Below are 25,945 nucleotides of genomic sequence, written 5' to 3' on the forward strand. Positions count from 1 at the left end.
CGTCGCCGGACGACCGCGGCACGTGGTCACCGCGGAGGGCACGGTGGTGTTGTGACTACTATTTCGCCATGAGCAGTGCAGCGATCTACGCGAGACAGTCTCTTGACCGGTCCGGTGAGGGGACTGCCGTCTCACGTCAGCTCGATGATTGCCGATTCTTGGCTCAGCGGAATCAGCTCACGGTCGTTCGAGAGTACGTCGACAATGACGTCTCGGCCACGAAAGGTGTTAGGCCTGAGTTTCAGCGATTGATGCGGTCGATCCGTGATGGCGAGATTGACACCGTCATTGTGTGGCATGTCGATCGTCTGTATCGGCGGTTGCGGGACCTAGTCGAGCTTGTGGAGCTTGCCGAGAAGAATTCCGTGAAGATCCTGACGGTACGTGCCGGGACAATCGATCTGGGAAGTCCGGCTGGGCGGATGATGGCGCAGATGTTGGGCGCTGCGGCCCGGTATGAGGTCGAGCAGAAGGGCGCGCGTCAGGTCGCTGCAAACGTACAGCGAGCTAACCGCGGCGAATGGCAGTTTTCGACCAGACCGTACGGCTATGAGCGTGCGGGAGGTGAGATTCGTATCGTGCCCGAGGAGGCCGCTGTGATCCGTGAAGCGGTTGGCCGCTACGTCGCGGGGGAGTCTTGGTACGGAATTGCCGCCGACTTCAAGAAGCGCGGGATTCTCGCGAACAATGGAAAGCCGTTCAGCTACCAGAACCTACGGTTAAGGATGACTAAGCCTGCGCTGGCCGGCATTCGTACCTATCGGGGTGAGGTGGCCTCTGAGCAGGGCATCTGGGAGCCGATCATCGATCGCGAGACGTGGGAGCGGCTTCAATCGTCGATTGCGAGCAGGAGCCAGACGCAGGACTGGTCGCGCGCTGTCAAGTATCTGGGCACGAACGTTTACCGGTGTGGCAAGTGTGGCGGTCGCATTCGGGTGGTCCGCGACTACAACCACGGGCGGGCATCGCATCCCCCGGTTTACGTGTGCGAGAACCATGATCTGCGACGCAACCTGGCAAAGGTTGATGAACTGGTTGAATCGGTGGTCGTTGATCGCCTCAGCAGCCCTGACGCTCGCCGCCTGTTGACGCCTAGCGAGGATGCGGCAGCGCTCGCGTCCGAGTCGCGAGATATTCGACAGCGCATTGACGGACTTGCGGAGCTCTACGCGGAGGGTGTGCTGACCTCGGTGGGAGTGAGGACGCAGCGGGAGAAGTTGAATCGGCGGCTTGAGGAGTTGCAGGCGCGGTTGAGTGCGATGCAGGGCGGGTCGTTACTTGGCGAGCTTGTCGGTGCGGCTGACGTAGAGGACTTTTGGCGCCACCACGTTTCTATTCAGAACAAGCGACGTGTTGTTGCTGCTCTGTTGGATGTGGTTTTGATGCCGACTAAGCGTGGTGGGGCTAACGCCTTCCGCCCGGAGGACGTCCATATTTCGTGGAAGTCCTGAAGTTGGTCCCGTCGCCGGGTCAACGGGACGGGACCAGATCAACGCCAAGGTAAGGACAAGGAATATGAACTCCAAGAAGGCTACCCGACCCGCTGCCGCCGACATCCGCGAAGACTCGGATCTCGATGCCCACCTCGCGACGATGCGCAGGGAGTACGCGGCCGCTAAGTCCACTCCCTGCGACTTCCCCGGATGCGACGGCAGCTACCACGAGCCGGGTGTAGACCCGGCCGAGTGGGCGCATCACACTGGCGACGTCGAGTTCGACAGTGGAGAGATCGTAATCGACATCGTACGAAATGGCTCGGCCGCTCCCCTCGGACAGGTCTGGCTCGCAGGCAACTACGAAGACCTCACACCGGAGTCGCTCCGTGCCTTGGCGGCAGTGTACGAGGGCCTTCCCGCGCTGATGCGGGAGCAGGCTGAGCGTCTTGAGCAGATCATTCGCGAGGTAGTGGCACGCTGATTATGCCGACCGTCCCCATGTTGCTGCGACACGAGACGGTCACACCCACGGTGCAGGTGTTCGGATCGGAACACCTGCACCGTCGGTGCGTTCAATCGTGTCGTTCCTCGTACGTGCCCGAAGTGCGACACACCCACGGTGCAGGTGTCGGTGGGAGGCCGTAGAATGGCATCGCTCGGCATTAGTGCGCCCACAACGCGTGGGCGCTTTTTCTAAGTCGACACGCCGACGCGCGAATGTCGGCGGCGCCTGCTAGATTGATAACACGCAGTACAAGTGCGCCCACAGTTCGTGGGCGCTTTTTCTTTTAGCCCTCATAATGACAGGGTGCGACTCCGCCGAACTTTGCGGAACTTGACGTCCTGTTGACCACCTAGCCCCGGAGCACACCGCCCCGGGGCTTTTCGCATTTAAAGGCGTCATCTGGCTGAGCAGATGACGCCTTTCGTGTTTAAGGAGGCAGGAGTGTTTGACCACAGTTGGGGAACGATCGCTGACGCGGCGGTCATGCGCGACGTGAGTACCCGCACGATCAGGCGGTACATCGACGCTGGGCTGATCGAGGCAGTCAGGTTTGGGCCACGCCTAATTCGCGTCAACCTACAGAGTCTCGATAACGCCAATTCGCCGGTCGAGAAGGGGTCAGCAGCATGATCCGTGTGCAGATGCCGAAACCGCCTGAGTTCACTGATGCGCAGCGTGATGTGATCCGCGCCGCATTCGGCGGCTTTGGGCCTGTGAGGCCGCCCCGGTGACACGCTGGGCTGACGGTCCAGGGAAGGGGTTTGACAGCGATTCAACCTTGGTTGACGCGCACCGGCCCCCACCAACTTACGGCGACCCGACCGGCGAACAAGCCGCGGCGTTGCTGCCGTGGGAGGTCACCTTTGCCTCAAAGTACGCGAGTAGCCGCCATCTCATCCCGCGAGTGATCTACATGTCTGAGGACACCAAATGCGTCCTCGAGGCAATCGCATTCACAGAAGGCCGCTCCAGGAGGAAGCGCAGGTGGTTGCCAACGTTTCACTGCGCCATCGGATGGGAGGAAGCATCAGTGGCAAAACGGGCAGACGGTATCTCGATCGTCGTGTCGGCTGCCGCTATGTTGGCGGCGCTTGCCCACTGGTGCGTCGTGGCTGATGCGTCCTGGGAAAGGGCTCCCGGTGAAGATCATCCCCAGACGGCTCGCCTGAACAAAGCGGCAATCGAACGCTGGCAAGAAATTGAGCATCAGAACGAAACAAAGGCCCGGCGCTAGACGGGAATCTCTGCCGGGCCTTCCAAAAACTCCGCGTGGGAGCTTTGACCTGATTCTATTCTAGGTCAGATCCGTGTCTCCTGCTTCACTCAGACCGCTCTCCGGAGCGGTCTCTCGCGTTAATGCGACTGAGAGAGAGAAGTACATCACTTGGTTGAAATCAACCGCCTCGGAGCGGCCAGATGATGGTCCCCGATGATTTGCGAGAATTTGACCCACTGACCGACATGCACGCCCGCGAGAAGGAGGAAGAGCGGGCGCGCCGCGTTGATGTAATGGCTGAAGAGATTCGATTGAGGAGGGCCGCTCAGCGTCGGGCGGACGAGCTGGAACCGGCGTCGCCCCTCAACGTACTCACGCGGCGAGACGTTGCCCGTATGACGCCACCACAGCCGATTGTGCCGGGCCTCATCTACACGGAAACTATCGCCACTATTGCTGCAACCGGAGGACTCGGCAAATCAGCGCTCATGATCGATGTGGCTGCGTGCGCGGCCACCGGTTTGCCATTCCTAGGGCGTGAGGTGCGACAGGGCCGAACGCTCTTCATCGCTGGGGAAGGCATCGCCGCGATGGAGCAGCGTTTGCGGGCATGGGAAATGGCTCGCGGGGTTACCTACGGCACCGTGACTGGCGTCGATTTTCTAAGTGGCGTCAGTCTCAACGCTGCAACCCTTCAGAGCCTCGGCCGGCTTCAGCGGGAGCAGCGGTATCAAATGATCGTCGTCGACACGGTTGCAGCCAACGTTCCCCTGAAGAACGAGAACGACAACACCGAAGTCTCCGCGTTCATCAAAGCTTTCCGCAAGGAGGTTCAGTCGGCACCACAGGCGACCGGCGTTCTTCTTCACCACGTCACGGAGAACGTTGACAGTCGCGGGCGCAAGTCGACTAAGTCGCGGGGCGCTAGCGCATTCCGCAACGACAGCGACTCACTGGTCATGATGCTCGGCAGCTCAGATGAGTTCGTAATCACGACTGCGACGTCCAAGGGTGGAAAGCAGCGCGACGCCGCCTCGATCACCATCCCGGGGCTCTGTCTCCGTACGTCCGGTCCTCACGTCGTGCTCACTGAAATGACAAAGCAGGAGCAGGTTGATCACGACGCGGAGGTGCACCGTCTCGTGCAACTGATGGTTCCAGGCAACGGCTACACAAGTACCGAGCTTCAGGGCAAGTGGGGCCTCTCATCGAACAAGGGGCGATACCAGGCATTGAGGACCGTGGCTCTGGATCTGGGCCTGATCACGAAGGGAGACAGCATACGTGACCCGTACATCCGTATCAAATGAACGGTCGTGGGAAACGGTCTCCCCTAAGAGGGGGAATGACCGCCACGACCATTTGAGTGCACGACCGTTCATGGAGGTGCATCGTGGTTGATTTCGAATCGCTCACACCGGACGAAGCCGTCATCTGGGCTGCCGGATATACCGCGGCACTGGAGGACCACCGACCGCATTGGGAACGCATTGCGGTCGACTCTGCAGCGCAGGCCCGCCAGCTCGTGCAAGCCGAAGCAGATGCCGCCCGGTATTACCACGCAGCATTCTGCGGTTGCGAAAAGGCCACCGTGGCCGCCGTTGTGCGGGGGATTGATACACGACAGAACCGCGACGCCTGGCGCGCCAAATATGGAATGGACGCAGCATGATCGACGACTTCGGACCCGGAGCCATGGACAACCTCTTGCAGATGGTCGATGGCCAGATCGCCAATGCGATCGCAGACCCGCAGTGCCCCGCAATGCTCGAGATCTACGCGCAAGCGAAGCCGGCCGGCAACGCTGAGGACATTTTGCTTTTCGCGGCCATGCACTTCGTGCGCGAGTACGCGAAGCTCGCCGTGCTGCATTTCGGCAGCCGTGAAAAGGCGCTGGAGGTCTTCAACACCCGCACCACGCTGTCGACGCTGAGGCGGATCGAGGAGGAGGGCGATTCCCTGTGAACCCGCTCCCGGAGAAGAAGGACTGGCAGCGACCTCCGTTCGAACCAGGAAATAAGCTTGCGCAGACCCACGGCGCGTTCACGCCCTCAGTCATTGAGCCGTTGGCGGCCGAACTACGCGAAACGATCCTGACCGACCCCGACTCGGCATACCTCCAATCGCCGCGCTTCGCCAAGCGTTTGCTGTCGTACTGCCAGACCGAGGCTCGTGTGATGCGCATTGAGTCGTGGGTCGGTGGCATGACGGACGAGGAGGCGGCCCGCAGCGATAAGGGTCAGACGAGCCCGCTCGAGTTGCTGCGCAAATGGAAGACCACAGCGGCGAACGAGGCGAACAAGTTGGGACTGGATCCCGTCTCGTGGGCGCGCATCCGCAAGGACTATGCGGTGACCCGGCACCACGACGCCGCGACGTTCTTGACCGCCCAGAGGCTGCGGGCGGAAGGGGTGACCGAGGGTGATGAATGAGACGGGAACCCAGGCTGACGCGCGCCGGCTGAGTGTGCTTCTGCGCCGGGATGGCGTTGTGCTCGTACCGCCTCGCCTCGCGCCGTGGATCCGCTCACTGGCAGTACGTGACGTTGGCGATCTCCGGAGAATCACGAACGGTAGCGGTAACGACATTCTTGACCTCCTTGACGCCCTGTCCACAGCGCCTCAGCACGTGTCCGTCGACGGACATATCACACTGCCAGAGAGTAAAATTCTATTAGGTGATGCACCGGGGACAAGCGCCCCAGTTTCCACTCGAGCTGCCGCAGAGCGGATGGGGCTCTCAGAGCGAACGGTCACGCGCATGTTGGTCGCGGATCGCTTGTTCGGGTGGAAATTGGGGCGCGTCTGGGTCGTCCCGGAGTCATCGATCGAACAATTCTTGAATGGGAAAGGGGCCTGAATGGCACGCACGAGTATTGCGGCGACGACGATCGCACCAACAGGGGTGGTGGCCGCGTCGACCTCGATTGATCAGCCGAATGGGATGAAGGTGCCGGCGAATCCGGCCAAGAGCAACACGGTACTGCAGGTGACGAACACCGACACCAACCCGCATACGGTCACAGTTCGTGCGAGCGACCGAGTTCTGGGGTTGATCGCGTGGCCGGATCTGACGTTCTCGGTTCCGGCTTCGTCGACCAGGTGGTTGGGGCCGTTCGAGTCGAATCGCGTGTATCAGGACGACGGCACGGTGTCCGTCGATTTTCAGGTTGGTCATAGCGGCACGATCGCCGCATTGCGGATCCCGAGGGTGGCGTAAATGGCAAAGGGACAGACGTTTGAGAAAGTCACGGCGGCTGATGTGGCGGCTGCGCAGGTCGCGCTCGATGAAGGTCGGGAGCGGCTTGAACAGCTTCACAACGCCTTCGTGGACGGTCGAGGCGAATGGCAGGACTACATCGATCAGAAGGCTGTGATCGAGTTCGCTGAGGCGCAGGTGCTTCGAGTCGCTGCGGACAAGCGAAAGTACGACGAGCAGGTTCGTCAGGTCGCGTTGGCCGATCTCCGTGAAGAGATTGACGCCTACTCCCTCAAGTCAGGGGACGTCCTTCTGGAGGGATTTGAGGCAGTGGAGTCTGCCCTGGGCGCCTTCCGCAAGCTCTTCGATGACCGTAACGCAGTCGTGCGCAAGTGGTCCCAGTCGATGAAGGATCTGGATGTTCCCCTCTTGGACGTAACCCGCCTAGTGCCGCCCGCCTCCGAGCACGGACTCGGGTGGCGCGATGGGGCCGGCGACATGTCGATTCAGGCTGGCGAGCGCCAATTCCAGCTCATCTTTCCGGACCGGTACTTGGCGGATCTGTTCAACGGGGCCAGCCATCTTGATGTGCTCAAGACGGAACTGAAGGAAATCGACCATGAGTTGCCTGGGTACCCGGACGACGCCCTGTTCTTCCGCAAGCACGATGGCGCCCTGTTTGTCACTAGCCCCAGCAGTCCGTTCTCGCCCGAGATCATGCAGCGTGACGGGCTCGAGCAGATCACGCGCGAGGAGGCGCTGAATGGTTGAGCAGCGAAGCGCTGGTTGGGTCGCCAAGGCCACCCCTGACCAGATACACGAAGCCCTTCACGCGGGCGAACTGGCGGTGTACATGGGTGGCAAGACGGACTCCGAGAGCGCACAGGAAGCCCACGTGAAGGGGACACCGGATCGTCTCTACGCTGAAGCGTTTGGGTTCGATTCGTACGCACAGATGAAAGCCGTGGTGAACGCACACGGCTCAACCATGGTCACTGCGATTCGGCAGGGCATGTCGCCGGATCAGTTGGCGAAACTCGACTGGTTGGAGTCGGCGTCTCCTGAGGAGGCATACGCGGCTGAGAAGGCCGGCGAACTGAATCTGCTGCTGGGCCGGGGTAATCACAAGGGCACTGAGGGTGACGGAATCATCCGTTCGGCGGGGAGCGCCGCATCCAATTCCGACATCAGCGAGGTCGAAGCGTCCGCCGAGTACCAGGCTGCGGTGGCGGGCGACCAGTGACGGCGATCCCCACCGATCAGGTGATCGCGGAGCTACTCAATTCGGTCATCATGTCGGTGAACGACCCGGACCGCTCGCAGGCGAATCGGCTGCGGCAGTGGTCGGCGCAGCAGAAGGATCCCGCAGAGTTTCGGATGCTGCTCCTTGAGGGTGCGGTCGAACTGTTTGCGGACACGCTGACACAAGCTATCGGCCGCGCAGAGGCCCTCGAAATCCTGAACGTCTATCGGGGGCGAGTCGAGGCGCTTATCCTCGAGCGCCAGCTGCTCGGGCAGGACGTCGTGCGCGACGGCTGGTCGCTCGCCTAAATCACAGAACTACGAAGCATTTACATAGCCGCTCTTCGGGGCGGCTTCTGCATTTAGAGGGGAGTTTAGATGGCGGCGGAAGGCCCAACGACTGCCGGCAGCATCAAGGGGACCCTGAAACTTGATGCGTCTGACTGGTTTGACAAGTTGGCGGCGGCGGATGCTGCGGCTCGCAAGCTGGGTTCGGTAGATCCGACTGTTCGGGTTGGTGCGGATACTGCTGCTGCGGATTCGAAGTTGGCGGCCACGCAGGCGACTGCGAACCGGTTGGGGGCTTCGTCTCCGAAGATCAGCATTGATGTGAATGCTGCTGCGGTGGCGGCGAAGCTGGCGGCGGTTGAGGCTGCAACACGGAAGCTTGCAATTGCAAATGAGGCTACCCGGCTTTCGTATAGTCGCCTGGACGCGATTCAGGGTCGTGAGGGTGTGTCGGCGTTGCAGGTGGCTGCCGCTCACTTGGCTGCATCGCGTGCTGAGGAGACAGAGAAGAACGCGACAGATCGTCTTACTGCTGCTAAGGCGGCGTTGGCGGCGACTACCGCAGCGGCTGCGTCGGCTACTGGTGATGAGACGGCTGCGGAAGAGAAGTCGGCGGCGTCGAAGAAGCTCAGCATCCAGCGTTGGCAGTTGATCGCTGGGGCGATCGCAGCTTTGATTCCGTTGCTTGCCCCATTGGCTGGCTATGCGGTTGGCGTGGCCGGTGCGCTGGCCGGTATGGGCGCCGCCGGGGCGCTGGCGATCTACGGCATCGTGAAAGCGGTCAAGGACGGCACGGCTGCCGGAATCGAGTACAAGTCGGGCCTCGACTTGCTTAAGGGCTCGCTTGATCAATTGGGGAACACGGCCGCGCTCGCCATGCTCGGGTCCTTCCAGCGAGCCGTCTACGCGATCACGGTGGCGATGCCGTCTCTGAATTCGCAGATCGACACGTTCTCGCGGATCCTCGGTAATGCCGGAGTCGCTGTCCTTTCCGGGGTCATCAACGCGTTGCGGATCCTTAACCCGTTGTTCGTTGAGGCGTCGGCGTACATCCTTCAACTGGCGCGAGGGTTCCAGTCGTGGACGCACGACGGTGGCTTGCAGAAGTTCACCGACTACGCGCGCACACAACTCCCGGTGGTTGCCACCATGCTGGGTTCACTCGCCTCAGCCGCACTCCACATTGTTGAGGCGTTCGCCCCACTGGGAACGCTCGTCGTTCAAGGCCTGACAGCTTTGGGTGGCGCGATCAACGCCATCCCGCTACCGGTGCTCTTGAGCGTGGTGACGGGTGCTGCCGCAGCATTCGCGGCCTTCAAACTCTGGGGAATGATCGCTCCGATTCTTGCCGGTGTCGCTACTGCGATCGGCAACCTCGGTGTCGCCGTGCAGCTAGCAGAGGGTCCGATCGGTTGGATCACCGCTGGCGTCTCGGCGCTGGCCGCTGTGCTGGCAGTGAGCGTCACTACGACTCAGGATGCGGCGCAGGGTGCCGTGGATTATGCGAACGCGTTGAAACAGGACAACGACGCGATCGGAGAGAACGTTCGCCTGCTGGCCGTGAAGAACCTCCACGACAGCGGTGCTCTCAAGTCGGGCCACGAGCTGGGGCTTTCCACGAAGACCCTGACAGAGGCTGCGATCGGGAACGCTGCGGCCATGTCGAAGGTCAATGCGGTGCTGTCTCAGGTGAAGGGCACCACTGGGGCCGTCGGGTCTGCCACGGGTGGTCTGTCGCAGGAGCAGTACAAATTGCAGGGTGCCGCTAACGATGTGCGCAACGTTCTGGGTCAGCAGAATGATGAGCTTGCGTCGGCGAAGATCCGGAACCAGGAGGCGAAGGATGCAACGGCTGGTTCGACGGCGGCGACGTTGGAGAACGTGGACGCGGTTACGGCGTTGAAGAATGCCACGGATGCGGCGTCGGCGGCGACCGACAAGTTTGCCAAGCAGCTTGCTGGGATCGGTCAGGTCAACATGGATGCGTCGCAGGCGAGCATTGCGTACAACCAGTCCGTTGCTGACGCTGCGGCTGCCGCGAAGCAGTACGGCAAAGGGCTGGATGAGACGACGGAGGCTGGTCGACGCAACATGTCGGCCCTCAACGGGATTGCATCTTCGGCCATCCAGTTGGTGTCTGCGCAGGCTCAGGCCGGCGCATCCTCCGACCAGCTCACCGCGAACATGGGGACTGCCCGGCAGGCCTTCATCAACGCCGCTCAGGCTGCCGGCGCTACAGCCGATCAGGCGGCACACCTTGCTGATCAGTACGGGTTGATTCCGGGCAACGTCTCGACGGCGTTCCACACCTCCGGTGCTGACGCTGCCGTGGAGGCAGCGAATGACGTGCAGGCTGCTTTGGCTGCAATCGACCGTTCGATCACTATCCGGGTGAACACGATCAACACGAATGCCACGAACCCGAATGTTGGGTTCGGTTTGGGTGACGGTCACCGTGACGGTGGCACCATCGGTGCCGCTAACGGGATGACCGTACCCGGAGTGGGGTCACCACACCGGGACTCCGTGCGAGCCATGCTGGCAGCCTCTGAGGAGGTCATCTCGAACCGGTTTGGGCAGGCGTCGAACAATCGCACTTTGTTGAAGCTGATCAACAAGGGTGCAAACCCGAGTCAGATTGCCGCGTATGCGAACGCCAAAGCGGGTCGCGACGCAGCTCCGGCCGTCACGAACATTACGCACAATCACACATGGAACGTGACCGCGTCGGATCCGACGCAGCTTACGCAGTCGGTTGCGATGCGTCTCAACGCAAGGAAGGTCTAAAGATGCCGAACGGTCCAGGAAACCTGTCATGGTCGATGCCGCCTCGAGAGGATGACGGAGTCCGCGCGCAACGTGACCTTGAGCGTGCTCAGCGGGAGGCTAATGCGGCCCAGTCTGGTCAGGCGATGCAGGTTGGTGCTGGCGGCATTCTCGTCAACAATGGTGGCTCGATAACCATTCAGGGCACCGGTTCGTTGAACACGAATGGTGCGATCAACACCACCGGTTCAATTAGCGCATCGACAACGGTGACTGCCGGTACGAACATCACTGCTGGTGGTTTCATTCAGGCAGGCGGGAACATCAGCACGACAAGCGGTGCCCTGTCTTGTACCGGGAACATCACGTCAACGGGTGGCGCTTTGACTGTCTCGGGTACGGCGACGGCTGGCGGGTTCAGCACGGGCGGTTCTGTTGGCGCAGCATCTGTAAGCGCTAGCGGTGGGGTGTCAGGGAGTTCGGGCACGTTCTCGAGCAGCCTGAACAGTGTGGGGGCCTATAACACTGATGTCAGCTCGTTGCCTGGCGCACGTCAGACGGTGTGGCAGCACAACTCGGGTGTGTATGGGTTTGCTCCGTCGACGCGTGAGGCGAAGGTGAACCTGTCGGATCTGCCATTTACGGCGGTGGATGCTCGAGCGGTGCGCGGCTACCTGTTCCAGTACAAGGGGCAGCAGGCGATCCGGGACGACCCGGAGAATGCGAACTATGACCCTGCTTACAAGGTGCCGTGGGATGTGGGTTTGATGGCGGAAGACCTCATCGCACACAACATGGCCTGTTTCGTCGTGTTCGAGGAGGACGGGGTGACGGCGAAGACGATCAACTACGACCTCTTCGGTGCCATCGTGCCGCTGGTCTTGGACGCCGACACCGATCGCCGGCTTCGGGAACTGGGCGCGTGAGTTCAAATGACGGTGGGTCATGACAGGCTAAATCGACATCCCAAGCACTCGCTGAAAAGACGCTACTATCGCGAAAGGGAGGGCAAATTGCTCGTAAAAGATGCGGCACGAATCGCTGCCGAAAATGCTCTCGCTGAGCATTGGAATGGCAAGTTTCCTGTCGACCCAGTTGCGATTGCCGAGGGCTTCGACATTACCGTCTGGCTAGACGCGCTGGATGACGATATTTCTGGGGCGATTGTCGCTGACGGCGAGAAGGTTCAGATATTTCTGGCTGAGGACGAGCCTTTCGAGCGCCAGACCTTTACCTGCGCCCACGAGATTGGCCACTACTTGGAGCGCACGGCCGCGCGAGACGACGACTACTCCTTCAAGGACACGCGGAGTCCTCATGGCTATGACCTCCACGAGTTCTACGCCGACGAATTCGCAGGGAACCTTCTCATGCCGGCGGAGAAGTTCGTTGAGCTGTACGAGCAGGGAATGAGCACCAGCTTGCTCGCCGACTTTTTCGGTGTCAGCCGTCCGGCGGTAAGGAAGCGTGTCGAACGCCTCCGGAACGATGGCAGACTCGGGTGACCGAAAAGGGTGACTCGGGGGGCGACGCAGATGAAGGCGGCGATTTCGATCAAGCGCAGTTCAGTCGACTCAATTCGATTGACGTTCAACGCAAGTACCAAGTTGGGGACATTATTCGACTTGGCGTCTCCTCAGGTAGCCGTGTTGCTTCTGACGCTAGACGCAGTGAGCAGATCGATGCTGAGCAGCAATCGAGAAAGATTGAGCTTGAACTTCACGAGAAGCAGCTTGACAAGCTTCAGCAGATGCAGGATCAGCGGCGGCGGTTCTTTCTATGGGCCATCATCGCGATTTCTGGCGTGCTTACCTTCAGCGCTTTCGCGTTCGTCTGGTATCTCGTGGCCAAGGGGAGCGAAATCGATTCGGCCGTCATGATCGCATGGCTTTCGACGTCACTCCTGGAGACTTTGGGACTCGGGTACATCATTGCTAACTACCTATTCGAGGGGAACCTACGTCCGTCGAGCAGCCTCGCCCGCCGTGCTCAGAACACCACAGGCGGGAAGTCTGGTACCGATTAAGGCTTGAACGGCGTCTCGCACTGCGGGTAGCTCGGATCAGGCAGTTGGATGTGGAAGCAGATTTCCGGCAGGCATGACGTGTCGTTGGGGCCGTCGCCGCTGTTGGCTTGACTCCCGGCAGGGCATTTGATCGGACCGGTTGGGGCAGCGTCATCTGAGGTTGACGGCTGATCGGCTGCGGCTTGGCGGTTGGCTTCTTCTTGGGCGGCCTGTTGTGCGGCGAGTGCGGCTGCGACTTTTGCTGCGGCAGCCTGTTCGGCAGCAACACGTGCTGCTTCCTGTTCGGCGACGATAGCAGCAATGTGCTTCACCTGACTGGCCTGCACCGCGGATTCGTTCAACGCAGCATCATCGGCTGCGGCTGTGGTGAGGGTTGCCCCAACGGTTTTCACCTGGGACATGAGCTGTTGGTGGGCTGCGGCACCGGCTTGAGCGTTGGCAACGATTGCGTATCCGCCAACACCCAGTCCGGCGAGAAGCACGGCGGCGATGCTGCCGCCGATGATGCGCGCCTTGAGGCTGGTGGGTCGTTCCCCCTGAGTGTTGCTCATGTCTGGCATCTTAAAAGCCGGTCAACTGCATTAAAAGCTCAGAGAAGTTATTAATTCGCGCGGCAGCCCAACTTCGTCCCGGCGTAGGCTGGCGTCGCTCCCCGGGTGGGTGAGGAGTGTCGGCAGATTAGCGCCGCGATCCCGCTACTCGGGGAGCCCCATCGTCTGATGGTGATACCTGGGGTATCACCTGTGGGAGTGCGACTAGCCGGCAGGGTGCGGGTTGGGTGGCCCACTCCAATACCCCTTGGGTGATCCACCGTCATATAACACAAGACTGTCGGCACGCTCGAGCGAATCACACACCGCCATCAGGCGGCGATCTGCCGGGTCTAGATCCCACCGGATCAGCAGGTACTGGTCTTTGCCGCTCTTGTCTGTGTACCGGCGTATGACCGCTTTGGGGATCACTTTGTCGTCGCGCATCACCAACCAGGTGTCCCGGTCGTAACGGATAGGGCGAGGGCGCGTCACGCATTCATTAGAACATATGTTCGATTGCGTACCTATGCCAGTATGACTGGCATGGCATCGACCACGTGCGCGTTCTGCGGAGCATTCAGCCACATGACACCCCGCTGGGGCGACAGCTTTCAGAAAGATGACCGCAGGATTGGGGTACTCGCCTCTACTTGCGATCAATGCGGCTTTATCAACATCGTGACGGGCGTGGTCGAGTACACGGGCCTCGCAGCCATCAAGCTTGACGAACTCATCGACAAAGGCGCCATGAAGTCGGCCAGATGGTTGCCGCGTAGCGTCAAAGAAGAACAGTTCAGTGATGTTCCTGAGCACATCTCTCAGGCCGCAGGTGAAGCCGTCTCCTGCCAGAGTGTTGGAGCGAATCGTGCAGCAATTCTGATGGCGCGGACCGTGATCGAGGCGACGGCGAAGGAGAAGGGGGTCACCTCGGGAAGTCTGGTAGCCAAGATCGACAATCTGAAAGAACTGTCTCTCATTCGCCCCGATATCGCGGAGGCTGCTCACGAAATCCGCCTTATCGGCAACGACATGGCGCACGGTGATAATCTCCAAGGCGTAACGAGCGAAGAGGCCGAGGAGGTTCTCGAACTCATGTCAGAGGTGCTCGCGGAAGTCTTCCAGGGACCGGCGCGCCTCGCAGCCAGAAGAGCGAAGCGCTTAGCAGCTGCCTCGGACTAAGCCATGGTCGAACGTTTTTGGATACCCGTCGCCGGCATTGCGCCAGTGCTCGCCTTGGCCTTCGTTCTTGAGGCCCGGTCCAACTCGCGATTGTGGCGATTCGATGATCGACTAGGGCGTTGGGCCCAAGCCGCATCCTGGACCGTTTTGGCCGCGCTACTAACGCTAATAGAGGCCAGTGCGATCATCGCAATGGCTACCGGGAACGAACAAATAAGTTCGGTGCCCGTCGCTATGTACGGGATCCTTTTCTGCATGCTCCTAGTTGTGATGAGTCCTGTCGTCGCATTGGCACGACGCGCCTATGCCGACCTCCCGCCCCTCGCGCAACGAGCCAACCCATTCGGGAAGACACGACGCGCAATGCGCAAGTTCAACAAAGACCTTGCGGCGAGCGAGGCGAGCATTCAAGCGATGGCCGCTCGGATCACACACGAAGCCGACGAAATCGCCAAGCTTGAGAACGAGTTGGACTCCTACATCCCCCTGCTCAGTGATGCACCAGCCGACATTCTCACCCAATACAACGAAGTCCGCCAAGAACTAGACGAACGCAAAGCCCACAACGCCGAAGTAGGCAAATCCATGAGTGAGTATCGCGCGAGCCTCGCCCTCAACATCGAAGCCACCCGCCAGAACGTGCAGAGCCTTGCTGGCCTCACCGAAGCTGAAGTGGCATATCTGAAAGCGCGAATCGAACGACCATCAGCCGAGTCGTGATCGTCCCGTCCGCGCGGCCCTGTTCATCCCCAAAAACCCCGCGCGCGTAGACCCCCATGTCGTCTCATAAACGATGGCTATTTGAGACGACCAGCGACGTCAGCGGTTCCGCGTGATTTCGGGGATCTCTGTCTTGTAATCCCGTCTCATTTGACCTAGGCTCACCGCAACGGCTTTATGAGACAGGAGACGGTCATGGCGATCATCGGGTACGCCCGCGTTTCCACGGCAGAGCAGAAGCTAGACCTTCAGGTGAACGCGTTGCAGGATGCCGGCGCCGAACGGATCTTCACCGACCACGGCTTGTCTGGCGCGTCCACTGATCGGCCACAGCTTGCGGCTGCTATCGACCACCTGCGGCCTGATGATGTGTTCACGGTGTGGAAGCTCGACAGGCTGGGCAGGAACACCCGCCACGTACTCGAGGTCATCGACGAGCTGAGAGCACGTCAGGTGGGCTTCAGGAGCCTCACTGAGGGCCTAGACACGACCGGACCTATGGGTGTGGCCATGCTCACCATCATGGCCGCATTCGCCCAGCTGGAGCGCGACACGATGATTGAGCGCACGCGCGCCGGTCTCGCTGCTGCTGCACTCAACAACAGGCACGGTGGTCGACCACGCAAGGTCAACGACAAGGCAGCAGCAAAGGTGCGCAAGCTGAAGCAGCAGGGACTAGCGGCAGCAGAGATCGCACGTGCCGTGGGTGTCTCGAGAGCAACCGTGTACCGGTACCTCAACGACTGACCTAGCACCCGGGGGTGGGCCCCCTTTTGCGACGAGAGGCGCCCCCGCTATACCCCGAAAGATGTGCGAGGTGTTTTTGAAACTCAGTTTGTATTTCAGTCGGGAACGGTCGTGGTGAACGGTCTTCCCTTAGTAGGGAAATGACCGTCGCGACCGTTTGTGGCTACGACCGTTTGCCGAGTGTGGGTACTCCGGCGCTGGTGGCTCTGACGGAGCGGCGCTTTTTGCTTTTGCGGGCTTTGGTTCTCATAGCGTCGGTGGGTGTGTTGCCGTTGGTGCACCATTGGCCGTTTTTTGGGTTTTGGTGGGCTTGGCGTTTCCCTGTGGGGGAGTGGGGTGCCCATCCGTCGCATTGTTCGCACCAGTTGGCGGGGTTGTGCGGGCGCACTTTGGGTTCACGGCGTCGGATCTCGCGGTTGTGTTCCCGGACCGCCGAGAGCGCTGTGCGCTCGCGTTCTTTGGCTGCGGCGAGTTCTTCGGTGAGTCGGCGTACGTCTTGGATAGCGTTGGAGAGTTCGGAGCTGAGCCGGCGTCCTTTGGCCTGATTTGATTCCCGCACATCTGTGACGTTATGGAATCTAGAGGGTCGATTCGAAAAGGTTGTCTAGGAACTATTGCGGGGCTCGCGGTGACGAGCTTCCGGCTGCTGGCCGCGACGGCGACGCGCGACCGGAGCTGGTACATCGTCCGTGCCGTCGACCGCTTGGCCGTGAGCGCAGCCGGATCCCTGACGATGGGAGATGCGGTGCTGGTGGCCGGTCGGCTGGCGATCCGGGAGTGGGGAGGCGAGGCCCCCGGCGCCGCCGCCGAAATCGAGGCCGGAGCGATCGGGCACGACCTCGGCCCGGCCGCCGATCCCGGCGTGGGCGAGTCCATCCGGTCCATCCGGGGCGCGCCTCCCGACGCATCCCCAGCGAAGGATCGATAACGTGGACCCATGACGCGACGCCCCGTTCTCCGCAGCCGGCCCACCCAGCGCCTGCGGAGCCTCCGGGCGGCGGCCGCCGGGGCGCCGGTGATCGTCGCGGCGGTCCTGGCGCTCGCGCTGGCCGGCTGCACGCCGGGCGCGAAGCCGTCCGCCACCCCCTCGGCGACGCCCACCCCGACGTCGGTGGCCAGCGGCGAGCCCGCCCCGCACCTGATCGCGGGTGGATCGGCCGAACAGAACCTCCCCTTCTTCGACCATGTGAACCGGGCGACCCTCGCCGCGAACCCCGATGCCAAGGGTCGCGACTTCATCGACGCGCTCGTCGCCGCAGGCTTCGCGAAGGCCGACATGCAGGTGACAGCCGACACCACCACCATCGGATTGAAGGCCAACAGCATCCAGTTCTCGGTCAAGCTGGGGGAGACCTGCCTCATCGGACAGAACGGCGCGGACGCGGGCGGCTACAACAGCGAGGTGACGCCGGTGCTCTCCACCGGCGCCTGCCTCGTCGGGCAGACGCGGGCGATCGACTGGTAGCAGACTCGATCGACGGGATTCACGCGCGATCGTCCGAGTCACGCGGGATCGCAGGCGCGATCCGGCCGAAGAGGGTGCACGATCCGGGCCGAGCGCGGCCTCCGGGGTGCGGTAGCCGGTATCCTCGTACAGGGCGCCGATCGAGATCATTCCGGCGTGCGCCCAGCGGACGACAGGGAGTTAGAGAAGAACGTGGCCGAATACATTTACTCGATGGTGCGCGCCCGCAAGGCGGTCGGCGACAAGGTCATCCTGGACGACGTCACCATGGCGTTCCTGCCGGGCGCCAAGATCGGTGTGGTCGGCCCGAACGGCGCCGGTAAGTCCACGATCCTCAAGATCATGGCGGGGCTCGACACGCCGTCCAACGGCGACGCCAAGCTGAGCCCCGGCTACAGCGTCGGCATCCTGATGCAGGAGCCGCTGCTCGACGAGAGCAAGACGGTCCTGGAGAACGTGCAGGAGGGCGTCGGCGAGATCAAGGGAAAGGTCGACCGCTTCAACGAGATCTCCGGCCTGCTGGCCGACCCGGACGCGGACTTCGACACGCTGCTGGCCGAGATGGGCACCCTGCAGGAGCAGATCGACGCCGCCGACGCGTGGGACCTCGACTCGCAGCTGGAGCAGGCGATGGATGCCCTCCGCTGCCCGCCGGGGGACTGGCCGGTCAACACGCTCTCCGGTGGCGAGAAGCGCCGCGTCGCGCTCTGCAAGCTGCTGCTCCAGAAGCCCGACCTGCTGCTCCTCGACGAGCCCACCAACCACCTCGACGCCGAGAGCGTGCTCTGGCTCGAGCAGCACCTGGCGAAGTACCACGGCGCCGTGCTCGCCGTGACCCACGACCGGTACTTCCTCGACCACGTGGCCGAGTGGATCGCCGAGGTCGACCGCGGACACCTGTACCCGTACGAAGGCAACTACTCGACCTACCTGGAGAAGAAGCGCGAGCGCCTCGCCGTCCAGGGCAAGAAGGACGCGAAGCTGGCCAAGCGCCTCACCGAGGAGCTCGACTGGGTCCGCAGCAACTCGAAGGGCCGGCAGGCCAAGTCCAAGGCACGTCTGGCGCGCTACGAGGAGATGGCGGCGGAGGCGGAGCGCACCCGCAAGCTCGACTTCGAAGAGATCCAGATCCCGCCGGGCCCGCGCCTCGGCCAGATCGTCATCGACGCGAAGAACCTGCAGAAGGGCTTCGGCGACCGCGTCCTCATCGACGGCCTGACCTTCACCCTGCCGCGCAACGGCATCGTCGGCGTGATCGGCCCGAACGGTGTGGGAAAGACCACGCTGTTCAAGACGATCGTCGGCCTCGAGCCACTCGACGGCGGAGACCTGAAGGTCGGCGAGACCGTCAAGATCTCGTACGTCGACCAGACGCGTGGCGGCATCGACCCGAACAAGAACGTCTGGGAGGTCGTGTCCGACGGCCTCGACTACATCCAGGTCGGCAAGACGGAGGTCCCCTCGCGCGCCTACGTCTCCACCTTCGGGTTCAAGGGACCGGACCAGCAGAAGAAGTCGGGCGTGCTCTCCGGTGGTGAGCGCAACCGCCTCAACCTGGCCCTCACGCTCAAGCAGGGCGGCAACCTGCTGCTCCTCGACGAGCCGACCAACGACCTCGACGTCGAGACCCTGTCGAGCCTGGAGAACGCGCTGCTCGAGTTCCCGGGCTGCGCCGTGGTCATCACCCACGACCGGTGGTTCCTCGACCGCATCGCGACCCACATCCTCGCCTACGAGGGAACCGACGAGAACCCGGCCAACTGGTACTGGTTCGAGGGCAACTTCGAGGCGTACGAGGAGAACAAGGTGGAACGACTCGGCCCGGACGCCGCGAAGCCGAACCGCTCCGCGTACCGCAAGCTGACCCGCGACTAACGCTCGGCCGCGGGCGACGGGCCGCGCGACGACGACGACAGGAGACCCATGAGACTGCACGTGCCGATCAAGCTCCGCTGGAGCGACCTGGACGCGTACGGGCACGTCAACAACGCCGAGATGCTGCGCCTGCTCGAGGAGGCGCGCATCGAGGCGTTCTGGGTCACCGACGACGCCGAGGCGGCGGTCGGGGGTTCGACCGCCGTCCTCGACGGGCGCCCCGGCGCCGACACGCTCACCCTGATCGCGCGCCAGGAGATCGAGTATCTGGCGCCCATCCCGTACCTGCGGCCCCCGCTGGACGTCCAGCTCTGGATCGGCCGCCTCGGCGGGGCGAGCCTCGAGGTCTGCTACGAGGTGTGGTCGCCCGAGGGCGCTGAGACGCGCACCCTCTTCACCCGCGCCGCGACGACCATCGTCCTGGTGGACGCGACGACCCAGCGCCCGCGCAGGATCAACGACACCGAGCGGGCGGCGTGGACGCCCTACCTCGACGAGCCGGTGCAGTTCACCAAGCGCGGCTGACGACCGGCTCCGCTCGCGCCCGCTGCCGGACTAGGGCGTCGGAGTCGTCGTCGGCAGCGGCGTCGGCGAGAACGAGTTCTGCCAGATCGCGCGCGACCCGGCCTCACCGATGAGCACCACGTCGACGATGGTGCCCGCGGCCAGCACCGCGGCGATCACGGCCAGGACCACGATCACCGTCGTCCGGACAGCCCTCGACGGACGACGCTCCCGGCCGGGCCGGTCGACGAAGAAGAACCAGGCCCATTGCAGCGCGCTGAAGACGAACAGCGCGATCACCCACGGGTAGAGCCCCTGGCCCAGCGCCGCGTGTTCCCGGATCAGCGGCGTCGACGGCACCCGCGCCTCGAGCCATTCGCCGGCGTCCGTCACGATCGGCACCAGCACCACGTTCGCCAGCGCGAGCAGCGGGGTGACGATCCCGAGACGGCGGCGAGCGGCCGGCCAGAGCGGCACCGCCAGGGCGCACAGCGCGGTGAGCGGCACCAGCACCACGACGAAGTGCACCAGGAGGACGTGCAGCGGGAGCCCGTTGACCTCCATGAGCGGCTAGCTCGTCACCGTGACCGTGTCGCCGCTCACGGTCGCCTTCAGCTGGGGCAGCGGGTCCCGGGCCGGCCCGTTGATCACCGCCCCGGTCGCGGCGTCGAACGTCGAGCCGTGGCAGGGGCAGTCGAACTCCTTGCCCTGCGGGGCGACTGTGCAGCCCTGGTGGGTGCAGACCGCGCTGAATGCGACGACCTTGCCGGCGGACGGCTGCGACACGACGATGGGCGCCGACCCGATCGACGCGGAGACGGCGCTGCCGACGGGGATCGACGAGAGGGCGACGGTGGTCGTCCCGCCGCTCCCGGAGCCCGACCCTCCCGAGCCCGACCCTCCGGAACCGGAACCGGAACCCGATCCGCCCGCACCGCCTGGGGTGCAGGCCGCGAGCAGCAGTGTGCCGGCGCCGGCGGCCGTCACACCGCCGATCTGGAGGAGGGTGCGACGGGTGAGGGGTGTGGCGTCGTTCATGCGTGGTCCTCTCGGTCGGCGTAGCGTCTTCTTCACCATAGGCACGGATGCGCGTGCAGGATGGTTCATCCGATTTGCGGATCCGTGAACTTTCCGCACGCGCGCGTCGTGTCATCGGTGAGCAGGAGTGGAGGTGAGGCATGCCGGACGATGACGCGCGTCTGCTGCGTGAGCTGCACGAGCAGCACTCGCAGGCCGTGTGGCGCTACGTGGTGCACCTCACCGGCGACCGAGCGCTCGCGGACGACGTGGTGCAGGAGACGCTGCTGCGTGCCTGGCGCCGGCCGGCCGTGCTCGACCAGTCGCAGCATTCGGCCCGCGCCTGGCTGTTCACCGTGGCGCGCAACCTGGTGATCGACACGAAGCGCAGCGCGCACGAGAAGCATGAGTTCGGGACGGACACGCTGCCGGAGGTGAGCAGCACCGCCAGTGAGTCCGACGCGGTGCTCGACGCATGGCTGGTGTCGGACGCGCTGGCCGAGCTGTCGACCGAGCATCGGGCGGTGATCGTCCATGCCTATTACGGCGGCCGGTCGATCGCCGAGATCTCCCGGGAGCTCGATGTGCCCGAGGGCACGGTGAAGTCCCGCCTCCACTATGGTCTGCGGGCCCTGCGGCTCGCCCTGCAGGAGAGAGGAGTGACGGAGCGATGACGACGCACGACGAGTTCGCGACGTGGGACGCCTCCTACGTGCTCGGCGCGCTGTCGCCGGCGGACCGGCGCGCCTACGAGGAGCACCTGCGGGAGTGCGACCGGTGCGCGGCCGCGGTGTCGGAGCTGGCGGGTATGCCCGGCCTGCTCGGTCTGCTGCCGCGCGAGGAGGGCATGGCCGCGCTGGCGGCCGACGTCCCCGAGACCGGTGGCGTCGGCGCCGACGTCCTCCCGCTGCTGGTGGCGCGTGCCCGACGGCAGCGCCTCCGTGCGCGGTGGCTCACCGCCGGTCTCGCGGCGGCGGCGGCGGTGCTGCTGGTCGGCGTGCTCGCGTTCGTGCTGCCTCCGGTGCTCTCCTCGTCGCAGCCGGAGGCGAAGGCGATCACCATGGAGCAGGTGGAGCCGAGCGCCCTCACCGCCGACCTCCGGCTGACGGCGGAGCCGTGGGGCACCCGGATCGAATCCCGGTGCAGTTACGCGCAGGTGGGCGACGACCACGGCGTGCACACGTGGACCTACGCGATGGTGGTCACCGATCGTCAGGGGCGGCAGACCCAGGTGTCGACCTGGACGGCGGAGGAGGGCACGACCGTGGTACCGACCGCTACGACCAGCGTCGCGGTCGCCGACATCGCCTCCATCGACATCCGCGCGGCGGGCGACGGGACGGTGCTCCTGCGCAGCAGCTTCGGGTGACGCCGCGCAGCAGCTTCGGGTGACGCCGCGCAGCAGCTTCGGGTGACGCCGCGCAGCAGCTTCGGGTGACGCCGCGCAGCAGCGTCGGCTGACGCCGCCGCGGCTCAGTCGCGGTGGTCCGCCGGCACCCGCACCATCGCCTCCTGGGCGACCGAGGCGACGAGCTGCCCGTCGCGGGTGAAGATGCGCCCCTGTGCGAGCCCGCGTCCTCCGCTGGCGCTGGGCGACTCCTGCACGTACAGCAGCCACTGGTCGACGCGCGCCGGCCGGTGCCACCACATCGCGTGGTCGAGGCTCGCTGCCTTGAGGCCGTCGGTCGCCCAGGCGACGCCGTGGCGGCGCATGATCGACTCCATGATCGTGTAGTCGCTGGCGTAGGCGAGCGCCGCACGGTGCAGGGCCGGGTCGTCCGGGAGCTCGCCGATCGTCCGGAACCAGACCGCCTGGTGCGCGACGTGCTCGCCCTCGACGCTCAGATAGACGGGGGAGGTGGTGTGGCGCATGTCGAAGGGGCGCTGGCTCGCCCAGTACTGGGCGACGGGATGCCGGACCTCCTCCAGCGAGTCCGCCGAGGAGGGCAGCGACTCGGGCTCGGGAAGGCCTTCCGGCATGGCGACCTGGTGCTCCAGCCCCTCATCCTCGTCCTGGAACGACGCGATCATCGACAGGATGGGCAGGCCGTTCTGGTACGCCTGGGTGCGTCGGGTCGAGAAGGAGCGGCCGTCGTGGATGCGGTCCACCGAGAACGTGATCGGCAGGTTCACATCGCCCGGCCGCAGGAAGTAGCCGTGCATCGAGTGGATGCCGCGGTCATCCGTGACGGTCCGCGTCGCCGCCACGATCGACTGCGCGAGCACCTGCCCGCCGAACACCCGGCCCAGCGGCATCCACTGTGATGGGCCGGTGAAGATGTCCTCGCTCGTGCGGGCGCCGGTGTCGGTGAGATCGAGCGCCGTCAGAAGAGATGCCAGGGGCTCGCTCACAGTGTCTCCATCCGATGTCTCTAGTAGTTTAGAGGTCCGATGAACCAGTCATTCTCCCTCGTGGACAGCCTCGCCGTCGCCGACCTCCAGACCTATCTGTCGAGGGCGGCCCGAGTCGAGGAGGGCTCCGTGCGCCTGATCGCCGGCTCCGGCGTGCTGGCGGTGTACACCGCCATCCTCTATCCGCGCGGTCTGCTCGACCAGACCCCGACGGTGCTGGGCCTGCGCACGTTCGCGACGCGCGGCGACGTGACGTTCGACGCGGTCGTCCCGATCCGTTCGCTGCTCGACCGGCTGGCCCGGGTGAGGGAGGCCGCGGAGGCCGAGGACGCACCGGCCGGCCCGGTGGAGGTGCGCCTCCCGCTGGAAGTCTCCACCGTCACCTGGGCGGGCATCTCGCCGCCGCGGGGAGGCTGGCGACCGGTCGGCGAGACGACCTACGATCTGCTGGAGTCGACCGCCCAGGCCGGTATCGCCGAGGTGGCGGAGGCCGTTCCGACGGGGACGGGCGAGCAGCTCGTGCAGCGGGTGCGTGCCGAGGTCTGGGGCCGCCCGATCGACGGGATCGAGTATATCCCGGCCGGTGCCGCCTTCGCCGCCGAGAGCCTCGGCTTCCTCGACCCGGCCGAGCCGGTGTCCGTGCTCGAGACCGGCACCTGGACCCGGCTGACGACCCAGCGCGGCCACACCCTGATCCGCCGCCAGGCGTGGTCGCTGCGGATGTAGCCCCGCCTCGTCGGCGTGGCCGCGTGGTTCGCCGGCCGGCTCAGACGGCGCGGGCCGCCGCCCGCCCCGCGGTGCGACCGGAGAACAGGCACCCGCCGAGGAACGTCCCTTCCAGGGCGCGGTATCCGTGCACGCCGCCGCCGCCGAAGCCGCTCGCCTCCCCGGCCGCGTACAGTCCGGAGATCGGCTCGCCGGCGACGTCCAGCACGCGGGCGTCGAGGTCGGTCTCGATGCCGCCCAGGCTCTTGCGGGTGAGGATGTGCAGCTTCACCGCGATCAGCGGTCCCGCCTTCGGGTCGAGCAGCTTGTGCGGGCTCGCGACGCGGATCAGCTTGTCGCCGCGGTACGCCCGGGCTCCGCGGATGGCCGCGAGCTGGAGATCCTTGCCGAAATCGTTGTCCAGCTCCCGATCGCGCTCGTGCACGTGCCGGGTGACCAGGTCGACGTCGAGCGGTACGTCGCTCAGGCGCTGCATGCCGGCCAGCAGTTCGTCCAGGGTGTCGGCGACGATGAAGTCGGCGCCCTTCTCCTTGAACGCCTCGACCGGGCCGGGCGCTCCGGGGCCCACCCGCTTCGCCAGCAGGCGCACGTCCTTGCCCGTGAGGTCGGGGTTCTGCTCGCTGCCCGAGAGTGCGAACTCCTTCTCGATGATCTTCTGGGTCAGGATGAACCAGCTGTAGTCGGAGCCGGTGCGACGCAGGTGCTCCAGGGTGCCGAGCGTGTCGAAGCCGGGGAAGAGGGGAGCGGGGAGCCGCTCTCCGCGCGCGTCGAGCCAGAGCGAGGACGGGCCGGGGAGGATGCGGATGCCGTGCTGCGCCCAGACCGGGTCCCAGTTCTGGATGCCCTCGGTGTAGTGCCACATCCGGTCGCCGTTGATCAGCCGGGCGCCCGCCGCTTCCGTGATGCCGAGCATCCGGCCGTCGACGTGGGCGGGAACACCCGACAGCATCGACTCCGGCGGGGTGCCCAGACGCTCGGGCCACGCGGCGCGCACCAGCTCGTGGTTGCCGCCGATGCCGCCGCTGGCGACGATGACCGAGGGAGCGTGCAGCTCGAAGTCGCCGGTGACCTCGCGTGTGCTCGCTGCGCCCCGGGCGGCGGTGTCGGGGGCGAGGACGGCGCCGCGCACCCCGGTGACACGGCCGTCCTCGACGATCAGCTCGTCGACGCGGTGACGGTGGAGGAGGCGCGCGCGTCCGGTGGCGATCCCGGCCTGCACCCGCGTGATGAACGGCTCGACGACCGCGGGCCCGGTGCCCCACGTGATGTGGAACCGCGGGACGGAGTTCCCGTGGCCTCCCGATGTGCCGTCGCCGCGCTCCGCCCACCCGACGATGGGGAAGAAGCGCACGCCCTTCTCGTGCAGCCAGGCACGCTTCTCGCCGGCAGCGAACTGGAGGTAGGCCTCCGCCCAGCGCCGTGGCCAGTGGTCCTCGTCGCGATCGAACCCGGCGGAGCCGAACCAGTCCTGCCTGGCGAGGGCGAGGGAGTCGTGCACGCCCATCCGGCGCTGCTCCGGCGAGTCGATCAGGAAGAGCCCGCCGAACGACCACCACGCCTGGCCGCCGAGGGAGGCGGCGGGTTCCTGCTCGACGATCGTCACGCGCCGGCCGGCGTCGAGCAGCTCCGAGGCGGCGACGAGACCGGCGAGGCCGGCACCGACGACGATCGCGTCGGGCTGGGCGTGCGTGTCGGGTTCAGACGGCATGGCGTGTCTCCTTCGGCACGTCGGGCGGGAGGGCTACTCCTCGAATGTGTTGACCATAGCGAACGCGGCCCGCTCCAGATAGCTCCAGAGCGTCTCCTCCTGCAGCGGCGGCAGATCGAGCTCGTCGACGGCGGTGCGCATGCAGGCCAGCCAGCGGTCCCGGGCGTCGGGGTTGACGCGGAACGGCATGTGCCGCATGCGCAGGCGCGGGTGACCGCGCTCGGCGCTGTAGGTGCCCGGGCCACCCCAGTACTGCTCGAGGAACAGGGTGAGGCGCTCCGCAGCGGGGCCGAGATCCTCTTCGGGGTACATCGGCTTCAGGACGGGATCGGCGGCGACGCCGCGGTAGAACGCGTCCACGAGGCGGCGGAAGGTGTCGTGGCCACCGACCTGCTCGTAGAAGGACGGCCCGGAGGGCGGGCCGACGGGGATGGTGGTCATG

33 protein-coding genes are annotated in these 25,945 nt (G+C 64.4%); 27 read left to right on the forward strand and 6 right to left on the reverse strand.

All coding sequences use genetic code 11. The features are described 5' to 3' along the window. Positions 1–68 precede the first annotated feature (68 nt). The 17 genes from U870_RS0111525 (at position 69) to U870_RS0111585 (ending at position 12,677) form a co-directional block, all read left to right on the forward strand. Positions 69–1,451: a recombinase family protein gene (locus U870_RS0111525; RefSeq protein WP_081815260.1), complete on the forward strand. Its 1,383-nt coding sequence runs from the start codon at positions 69–71 to the stop codon at positions 1,449–1,451. 64 nt (positions 1,452–1,515) lie between these two features. Further along, a complete protein-coding gene (locus U870_RS0111530; RefSeq protein ID WP_025157540.1) occupies positions 1,516–1,917 on the forward strand; it encodes a hypothetical protein in 402 nt (133 codons plus the stop codon). Between the two features lie 435 nt (positions 1,918–2,352). Next, complete coding sequence (locus tag U870_RS25110) at positions 2,353–2,571, forward strand: helix-turn-helix domain-containing protein (RefSeq protein ID WP_345817874.1); 219 nt, start codon at positions 2,353–2,355, stop codon at positions 2,569–2,571. Between the two features lie 400 nt (positions 2,572–2,971). Next, positions 2,972–3,175, forward strand: a complete 204-nt coding sequence (locus U870_RS24370) for a hypothetical protein (protein ID WP_162819136.1) — start codon at positions 2,972–2,974, stop codon at positions 3,173–3,175. 182 nt (positions 3,176–3,357) lie between these two features. Then, complete coding sequence (locus U870_RS0111535; RefSeq protein WP_025157541.1) at positions 3,358–4,467, forward strand: AAA family ATPase; 1,110 nt, start codon at positions 3,358–3,360, stop codon at positions 4,465–4,467. Positions 4,468–4,550: 83 nt separating this feature from the next. After that, positions 4,551–4,829, forward strand: a complete 279-nt coding sequence (locus U870_RS24375; RefSeq protein WP_162819137.1) for a hypothetical protein — start codon at positions 4,551–4,553, stop codon at positions 4,827–4,829. Continuing rightward, positions 4,826–5,122: a hypothetical protein gene (locus tag U870_RS0111540; RefSeq protein ID WP_025157542.1), complete on the forward strand. Its 297-nt coding sequence runs from the start codon at positions 4,826–4,828 to the stop codon at positions 5,120–5,122. Before U870_RS24375 ends, U870_RS0111540 begins: the two co-directional genes overlap by 4 nt. Further along, a complete protein-coding gene (locus tag U870_RS0111545) occupies positions 5,119–5,589 on the forward strand; it encodes a hypothetical protein (protein ID WP_025157543.1) in 471 nt (156 codons plus the stop codon). Before U870_RS0111540 ends, U870_RS0111545 begins: the two co-directional genes overlap by 4 nt. Next, positions 5,582–6,016, forward strand: coding sequence for a helix-turn-helix domain-containing protein (locus U870_RS25170; protein WP_081815261.1), 435 nt, complete (start codon positions 5,582–5,584; stop codon positions 6,014–6,016). Before U870_RS0111545 ends, U870_RS25170 begins: the two co-directional genes overlap by 8 nt. After that, positions 6,017–6,376 carry a hypothetical protein gene (locus tag U870_RS0111550; RefSeq protein WP_162819139.1) on the forward strand — a complete coding sequence of 120 codons (360 nt, stop codon included), beginning with the start codon at positions 6,017–6,019 and terminating at the stop codon, positions 6,374–6,376. Beyond that, positions 6,377–7,126, forward strand: coding sequence for a hypothetical protein (locus U870_RS0111555; protein WP_025157545.1), 750 nt, complete (start codon positions 6,377–6,379; stop codon positions 7,124–7,126). It abuts the gene before it with no gap. Continuing rightward, positions 7,119–7,598 carry a hypothetical protein gene (locus U870_RS0111560; RefSeq protein ID WP_025157546.1) on the forward strand — a complete coding sequence of 160 codons (480 nt, stop codon included), beginning with the start codon at positions 7,119–7,121 and terminating at the stop codon, positions 7,596–7,598. The genes U870_RS0111555 and U870_RS0111560 overlap by 8 nt, the downstream gene beginning before the upstream one ends. Further along, positions 7,595–7,906 (forward strand): hypothetical protein, encoded by a 312-nt coding sequence (locus U870_RS0111565; protein ID WP_025157547.1) that lies wholly within the window; start codon positions 7,595–7,597, stop codon positions 7,904–7,906. The genes U870_RS0111560 and U870_RS0111565 overlap by 4 nt, the downstream gene beginning before the upstream one ends. 69 nt (positions 7,907–7,975) lie before the next feature. Then, on the forward strand, positions 7,976–10,672 hold the full coding sequence (locus U870_RS0111570; protein WP_162819140.1) for a hypothetical protein: 2,697 nt from the start codon (positions 7,976–7,978) through the stop codon (positions 10,670–10,672). A gap of 2 nt (positions 10,673–10,674) precedes the next feature. Continuing rightward, complete coding sequence (locus U870_RS24385; RefSeq protein ID WP_162819141.1) at positions 10,675–11,577, forward strand: DUF342 domain-containing protein; 903 nt, start codon at positions 10,675–10,677, stop codon at positions 11,575–11,577. A gap of 87 nt (positions 11,578–11,664) precedes the next feature. Then, on the forward strand, positions 11,665–12,156 hold the full coding sequence (locus tag U870_RS0111580; protein WP_025157550.1) for an ImmA/IrrE family metallo-endopeptidase: 492 nt from the start codon (positions 11,665–11,667) through the stop codon (positions 12,154–12,156). Continuing rightward, entirely contained in the window at positions 12,153–12,677 is a 525-nt protein-coding gene (locus tag U870_RS0111585; RefSeq protein ID WP_025157551.1) for a hypothetical protein, read from the forward strand. The genes U870_RS0111580 and U870_RS0111585 overlap by 4 nt, the downstream gene beginning before the upstream one ends. On the opposite strand, the gene U870_RS24390 is transcribed toward U870_RS0111585, so the two are convergent. Next, positions 12,674–13,228 (reverse strand): hypothetical protein, encoded by a 555-nt coding sequence (locus U870_RS24390; RefSeq protein ID WP_162819142.1) that lies wholly within the window; start codon positions 13,226–13,228, stop codon positions 12,674–12,676. The genes U870_RS0111585 and U870_RS24390 overlap by 4 nt on opposite strands. Positions 13,229–13,753: 525 nt before the next feature. Here U870_RS24390 and U870_RS23695 point away from each other — a divergent pair. The 7 genes from U870_RS23695 (at position 13,754) to U870_RS0111625 (ending at position 19,721) form a co-directional block, all read left to right on the forward strand. After that, on the forward strand, positions 13,754–14,389 hold the full coding sequence (locus tag U870_RS23695) for a DUF4145 domain-containing protein (protein WP_162819143.1): 636 nt from the start codon (positions 13,754–13,756) through the stop codon (positions 14,387–14,389). Positions 14,390–14,752: 363 nt separating this feature from the next. Next, positions 14,753–15,109, forward strand: a complete 357-nt coding sequence (locus U870_RS0111595; protein ID WP_025157553.1) for a hypothetical protein — start codon at positions 14,753–14,755, stop codon at positions 15,107–15,109. Positions 15,110–15,304: 195 nt separating this feature from the next. Continuing rightward, positions 15,305–15,856 carry a recombinase family protein gene (locus tag U870_RS0111600; protein ID WP_025157554.1) on the forward strand — a complete coding sequence of 184 codons (552 nt, stop codon included), beginning with the start codon at positions 15,305–15,307 and terminating at the stop codon, positions 15,854–15,856. A gap of 628 nt (positions 15,857–16,484) precedes the next feature. Then, positions 16,485–16,784, forward strand: a complete 300-nt coding sequence (locus U870_RS0111610; protein ID WP_025157555.1) for a hypothetical protein — start codon at positions 16,485–16,487, stop codon at positions 16,782–16,784. Positions 16,785–16,793: 9 nt separating this feature from the next. Then, on the forward strand, positions 16,794–17,321 hold the full coding sequence (locus tag U870_RS0111615) for a DUF6993 domain-containing protein (RefSeq protein ID WP_052357668.1): 528 nt from the start codon (positions 16,794–16,796) through the stop codon (positions 17,319–17,321). 192 nt (positions 17,322–17,513) lie between these two features. Then, a complete protein-coding gene (ettA, locus tag U870_RS0111620; RefSeq protein WP_025157557.1) occupies positions 17,514–19,196 on the forward strand; it encodes an energy-dependent translational throttle protein EttA in 1,683 nt (560 codons plus the stop codon). A 48-nt stretch (positions 19,197–19,244) separates the two neighbouring features. After that, a complete protein-coding gene (locus U870_RS0111625; protein WP_025157558.1) occupies positions 19,245–19,721 on the forward strand; it encodes an acyl-CoA thioesterase in 477 nt (158 codons plus the stop codon). Positions 19,722–19,751: 30 nt separating this feature from the next. Here U870_RS0111625 and U870_RS0111630 read toward each other — a convergent pair whose 3' ends face one another. Together U870_RS0111630 and U870_RS0111635 are read right to left on the reverse strand one after the other, a co-directional pair. Continuing rightward, on the reverse strand, positions 19,752–20,264 hold the full coding sequence (locus U870_RS0111630) for a DUF2231 domain-containing protein (RefSeq protein WP_025157559.1): 513 nt from the start codon (positions 20,262–20,264) through the stop codon (positions 19,752–19,754). A 6-nt stretch (positions 20,265–20,270) separates the two neighbouring features. Beyond that, positions 20,271–20,738: a ubiquinol-cytochrome c reductase iron-sulfur subunit gene (locus tag U870_RS0111635; RefSeq protein ID WP_025157560.1), complete on the reverse strand. Its 468-nt coding sequence runs from the start codon at positions 20,736–20,738 to the stop codon at positions 20,271–20,273. Positions 20,739–20,878: 140 nt separating this feature from the next. On the opposite strand from U870_RS0111635, the gene U870_RS0111640 reads away from it, so the two are divergent. Further along, positions 20,879–21,391 carry a sigma-70 family RNA polymerase sigma factor gene (locus U870_RS0111640; protein WP_025157561.1) on the forward strand — a complete coding sequence of 171 codons (513 nt, stop codon included), beginning with the start codon at positions 20,879–20,881 and terminating at the stop codon, positions 21,389–21,391. Then, positions 21,388–22,086 (forward strand): anti-sigma factor family protein, encoded by a 699-nt coding sequence (locus U870_RS0111645; protein ID WP_025157562.1) that lies wholly within the window; start codon positions 21,388–21,390, stop codon positions 22,084–22,086. The genes U870_RS0111640 and U870_RS0111645 overlap by 4 nt, the downstream gene beginning before the upstream one ends. Positions 22,087–22,190: 104 nt before the next feature. Here the strand turns inward: U870_RS0111645 and U870_RS0111650 are convergent, their stop codons facing one another. After that, the gene (locus U870_RS0111650) at positions 22,191–23,069 is read right to left on the reverse strand and encodes an acyl-CoA thioesterase (protein WP_025157563.1); all 879 of its coding nucleotides are present in this window, start codon (positions 23,067–23,069) and stop codon (positions 22,191–22,193) included. A gap of 39 nt (positions 23,070–23,108) precedes the next feature. Between U870_RS0111650 and U870_RS0111655 the strand changes: the two genes are divergently transcribed. Next, entirely contained in the window at positions 23,109–23,795 is a 687-nt protein-coding gene (locus tag U870_RS0111655) for a hypothetical protein (RefSeq protein WP_025157564.1), read from the forward strand. A gap of 40 nt (positions 23,796–23,835) precedes the next feature. Here the strand turns inward: U870_RS0111655 and U870_RS0111660 are convergent, their stop codons facing one another. Beyond that, on the reverse strand, positions 23,836–25,503 hold the full coding sequence (locus U870_RS0111660; RefSeq protein ID WP_025157565.1) for an FAD-binding dehydrogenase: 1,668 nt from the start codon (positions 25,501–25,503) through the stop codon (positions 23,836–23,838). A 33-nt stretch (positions 25,504–25,536) separates the two neighbouring features. Further along, positions 25,537–25,944 (reverse strand): globin, encoded by a 408-nt coding sequence (locus tag U870_RS0111665; RefSeq protein WP_025157566.1) that lies wholly within the window; start codon positions 25,942–25,944, stop codon positions 25,537–25,539. Between the last annotated feature and the right edge of the window lies 1 nt (position 25,945).

The organism is Leifsonia aquatica H1aii (assembly GCF_000633535.1).
GTDB lineage: Bacteria > Actinomycetota > Actinomycetes > Actinomycetales > Microbacteriaceae > Leifsonia > Leifsonia aquatica_A.

Bases quoted from the DNA above. Each gene is read 5' to 3' on its own strand.
- U870_RS0111525 (WP_081815260.1), top strand. From the start codon at position 69: ATGAGCAGTGCAGCGATCTACGCGAGACAGTCTCTTGACCGGTCCGGT.
- U870_RS0111530 (WP_025157540.1), top strand. From the start codon at position 1,516: ATGAACTCCAAGAAGGCTACCCGACCCGCTGCCGCCGACATCCGCGAA.
- U870_RS25110 (WP_345817874.1), top strand. From the start codon at position 2,353: ATGACGCCTTTCGTGTTTAAGGAGGCAGGAGTGTTTGACCACAGTTGG.
- U870_RS0111535 (WP_025157541.1), top strand. From the start codon at position 3,358: ATGATGGTCCCCGATGATTTGCGAGAATTTGACCCACTGACCGACATG.
- U870_RS0111540 (WP_025157542.1), top strand. From the start codon at position 4,826: ATGATCGACGACTTCGGACCCGGAGCCATGGACAACCTCTTGCAGATG.
- U870_RS25170 (WP_081815261.1), top strand. From the start codon at position 5,582: ATGAATGAGACGGGAACCCAGGCTGACGCGCGCCGGCTGAGTGTGCTT.
- U870_RS0111550 (WP_162819139.1), top strand. From the start codon at position 6,017: ATGGCACGCACGAGTATTGCGGCGACGACGATCGCACCAACAGGGGTG.
- U870_RS0111555 (WP_025157545.1), top strand. From the start codon at position 6,377: ATGGCAAAGGGACAGACGTTTGAGAAAGTCACGGCGGCTGATGTGGCG.
- U870_RS0111560 (WP_025157546.1), top strand. From the start codon at position 7,119: ATGGTTGAGCAGCGAAGCGCTGGTTGGGTCGCCAAGGCCACCCCTGAC.
- U870_RS0111570 (WP_162819140.1), top strand. From the start codon at position 7,976: ATGGCGGCGGAAGGCCCAACGACTGCCGGCAGCATCAAGGGGACCCTG.
- U870_RS24385 (WP_162819141.1), top strand. From the start codon at position 10,675: ATGCCGAACGGTCCAGGAAACCTGTCATGGTCGATGCCGCCTCGAGAG.
- U870_RS24390 (WP_162819142.1), bottom strand. From the start codon at position 13,228: ATGAGCAACACTCAGGGGGAACGACCCACCAGCCTCAAGGCGCGCATC.
- U870_RS23695 (WP_162819143.1), top strand. From the start codon at position 13,754: ATGGCATCGACCACGTGCGCGTTCTGCGGAGCATTCAGCCACATGACA.
- U870_RS0111595 (WP_025157553.1), top strand. From the start codon at position 14,753: ATGCGCAAGTTCAACAAAGACCTTGCGGCGAGCGAGGCGAGCATTCAA.
- U870_RS0111600 (WP_025157554.1), top strand. From the start codon at position 15,305: ATGGCGATCATCGGGTACGCCCGCGTTTCCACGGCAGAGCAGAAGCTA.
- U870_RS0111615 (WP_052357668.1), top strand. From the start codon at position 16,794: ATGACGCGACGCCCCGTTCTCCGCAGCCGGCCCACCCAGCGCCTGCGG.
- U870_RS0111625 (WP_025157558.1), top strand. From the start codon at position 19,245: ATGAGACTGCACGTGCCGATCAAGCTCCGCTGGAGCGACCTGGACGCG.
- U870_RS0111630 (WP_025157559.1), bottom strand. From the start codon at position 20,264: ATGGAGGTCAACGGGCTCCCGCTGCACGTCCTCCTGGTGCACTTCGTC.
- U870_RS0111635 (WP_025157560.1), bottom strand. From the start codon at position 20,738: ATGAACGACGCCACACCCCTCACCCGTCGCACCCTCCTCCAGATCGGC.
- U870_RS0111640 (WP_025157561.1), top strand. From the start codon at position 20,879: ATGCCGGACGATGACGCGCGTCTGCTGCGTGAGCTGCACGAGCAGCAC.
- U870_RS0111645 (WP_025157562.1), top strand. From the start codon at position 21,388: ATGACGACGCACGACGAGTTCGCGACGTGGGACGCCTCCTACGTGCTC.
- U870_RS0111655 (WP_025157564.1), top strand. From the start codon at position 23,109: ATGAACCAGTCATTCTCCCTCGTGGACAGCCTCGCCGTCGCCGACCTC.
- U870_RS0111660 (WP_025157565.1), bottom strand. From the start codon at position 25,503: ATGCCGTCTGAACCCGACACGCACGCCCAGCCCGACGCGATCGTCGTC.
- U870_RS0111665 (WP_025157566.1), bottom strand. From the start codon at position 25,944: ATGACCACCATCCCCGTCGGCCCGCCCTCCGGGCCGTCCTTCTACGAG.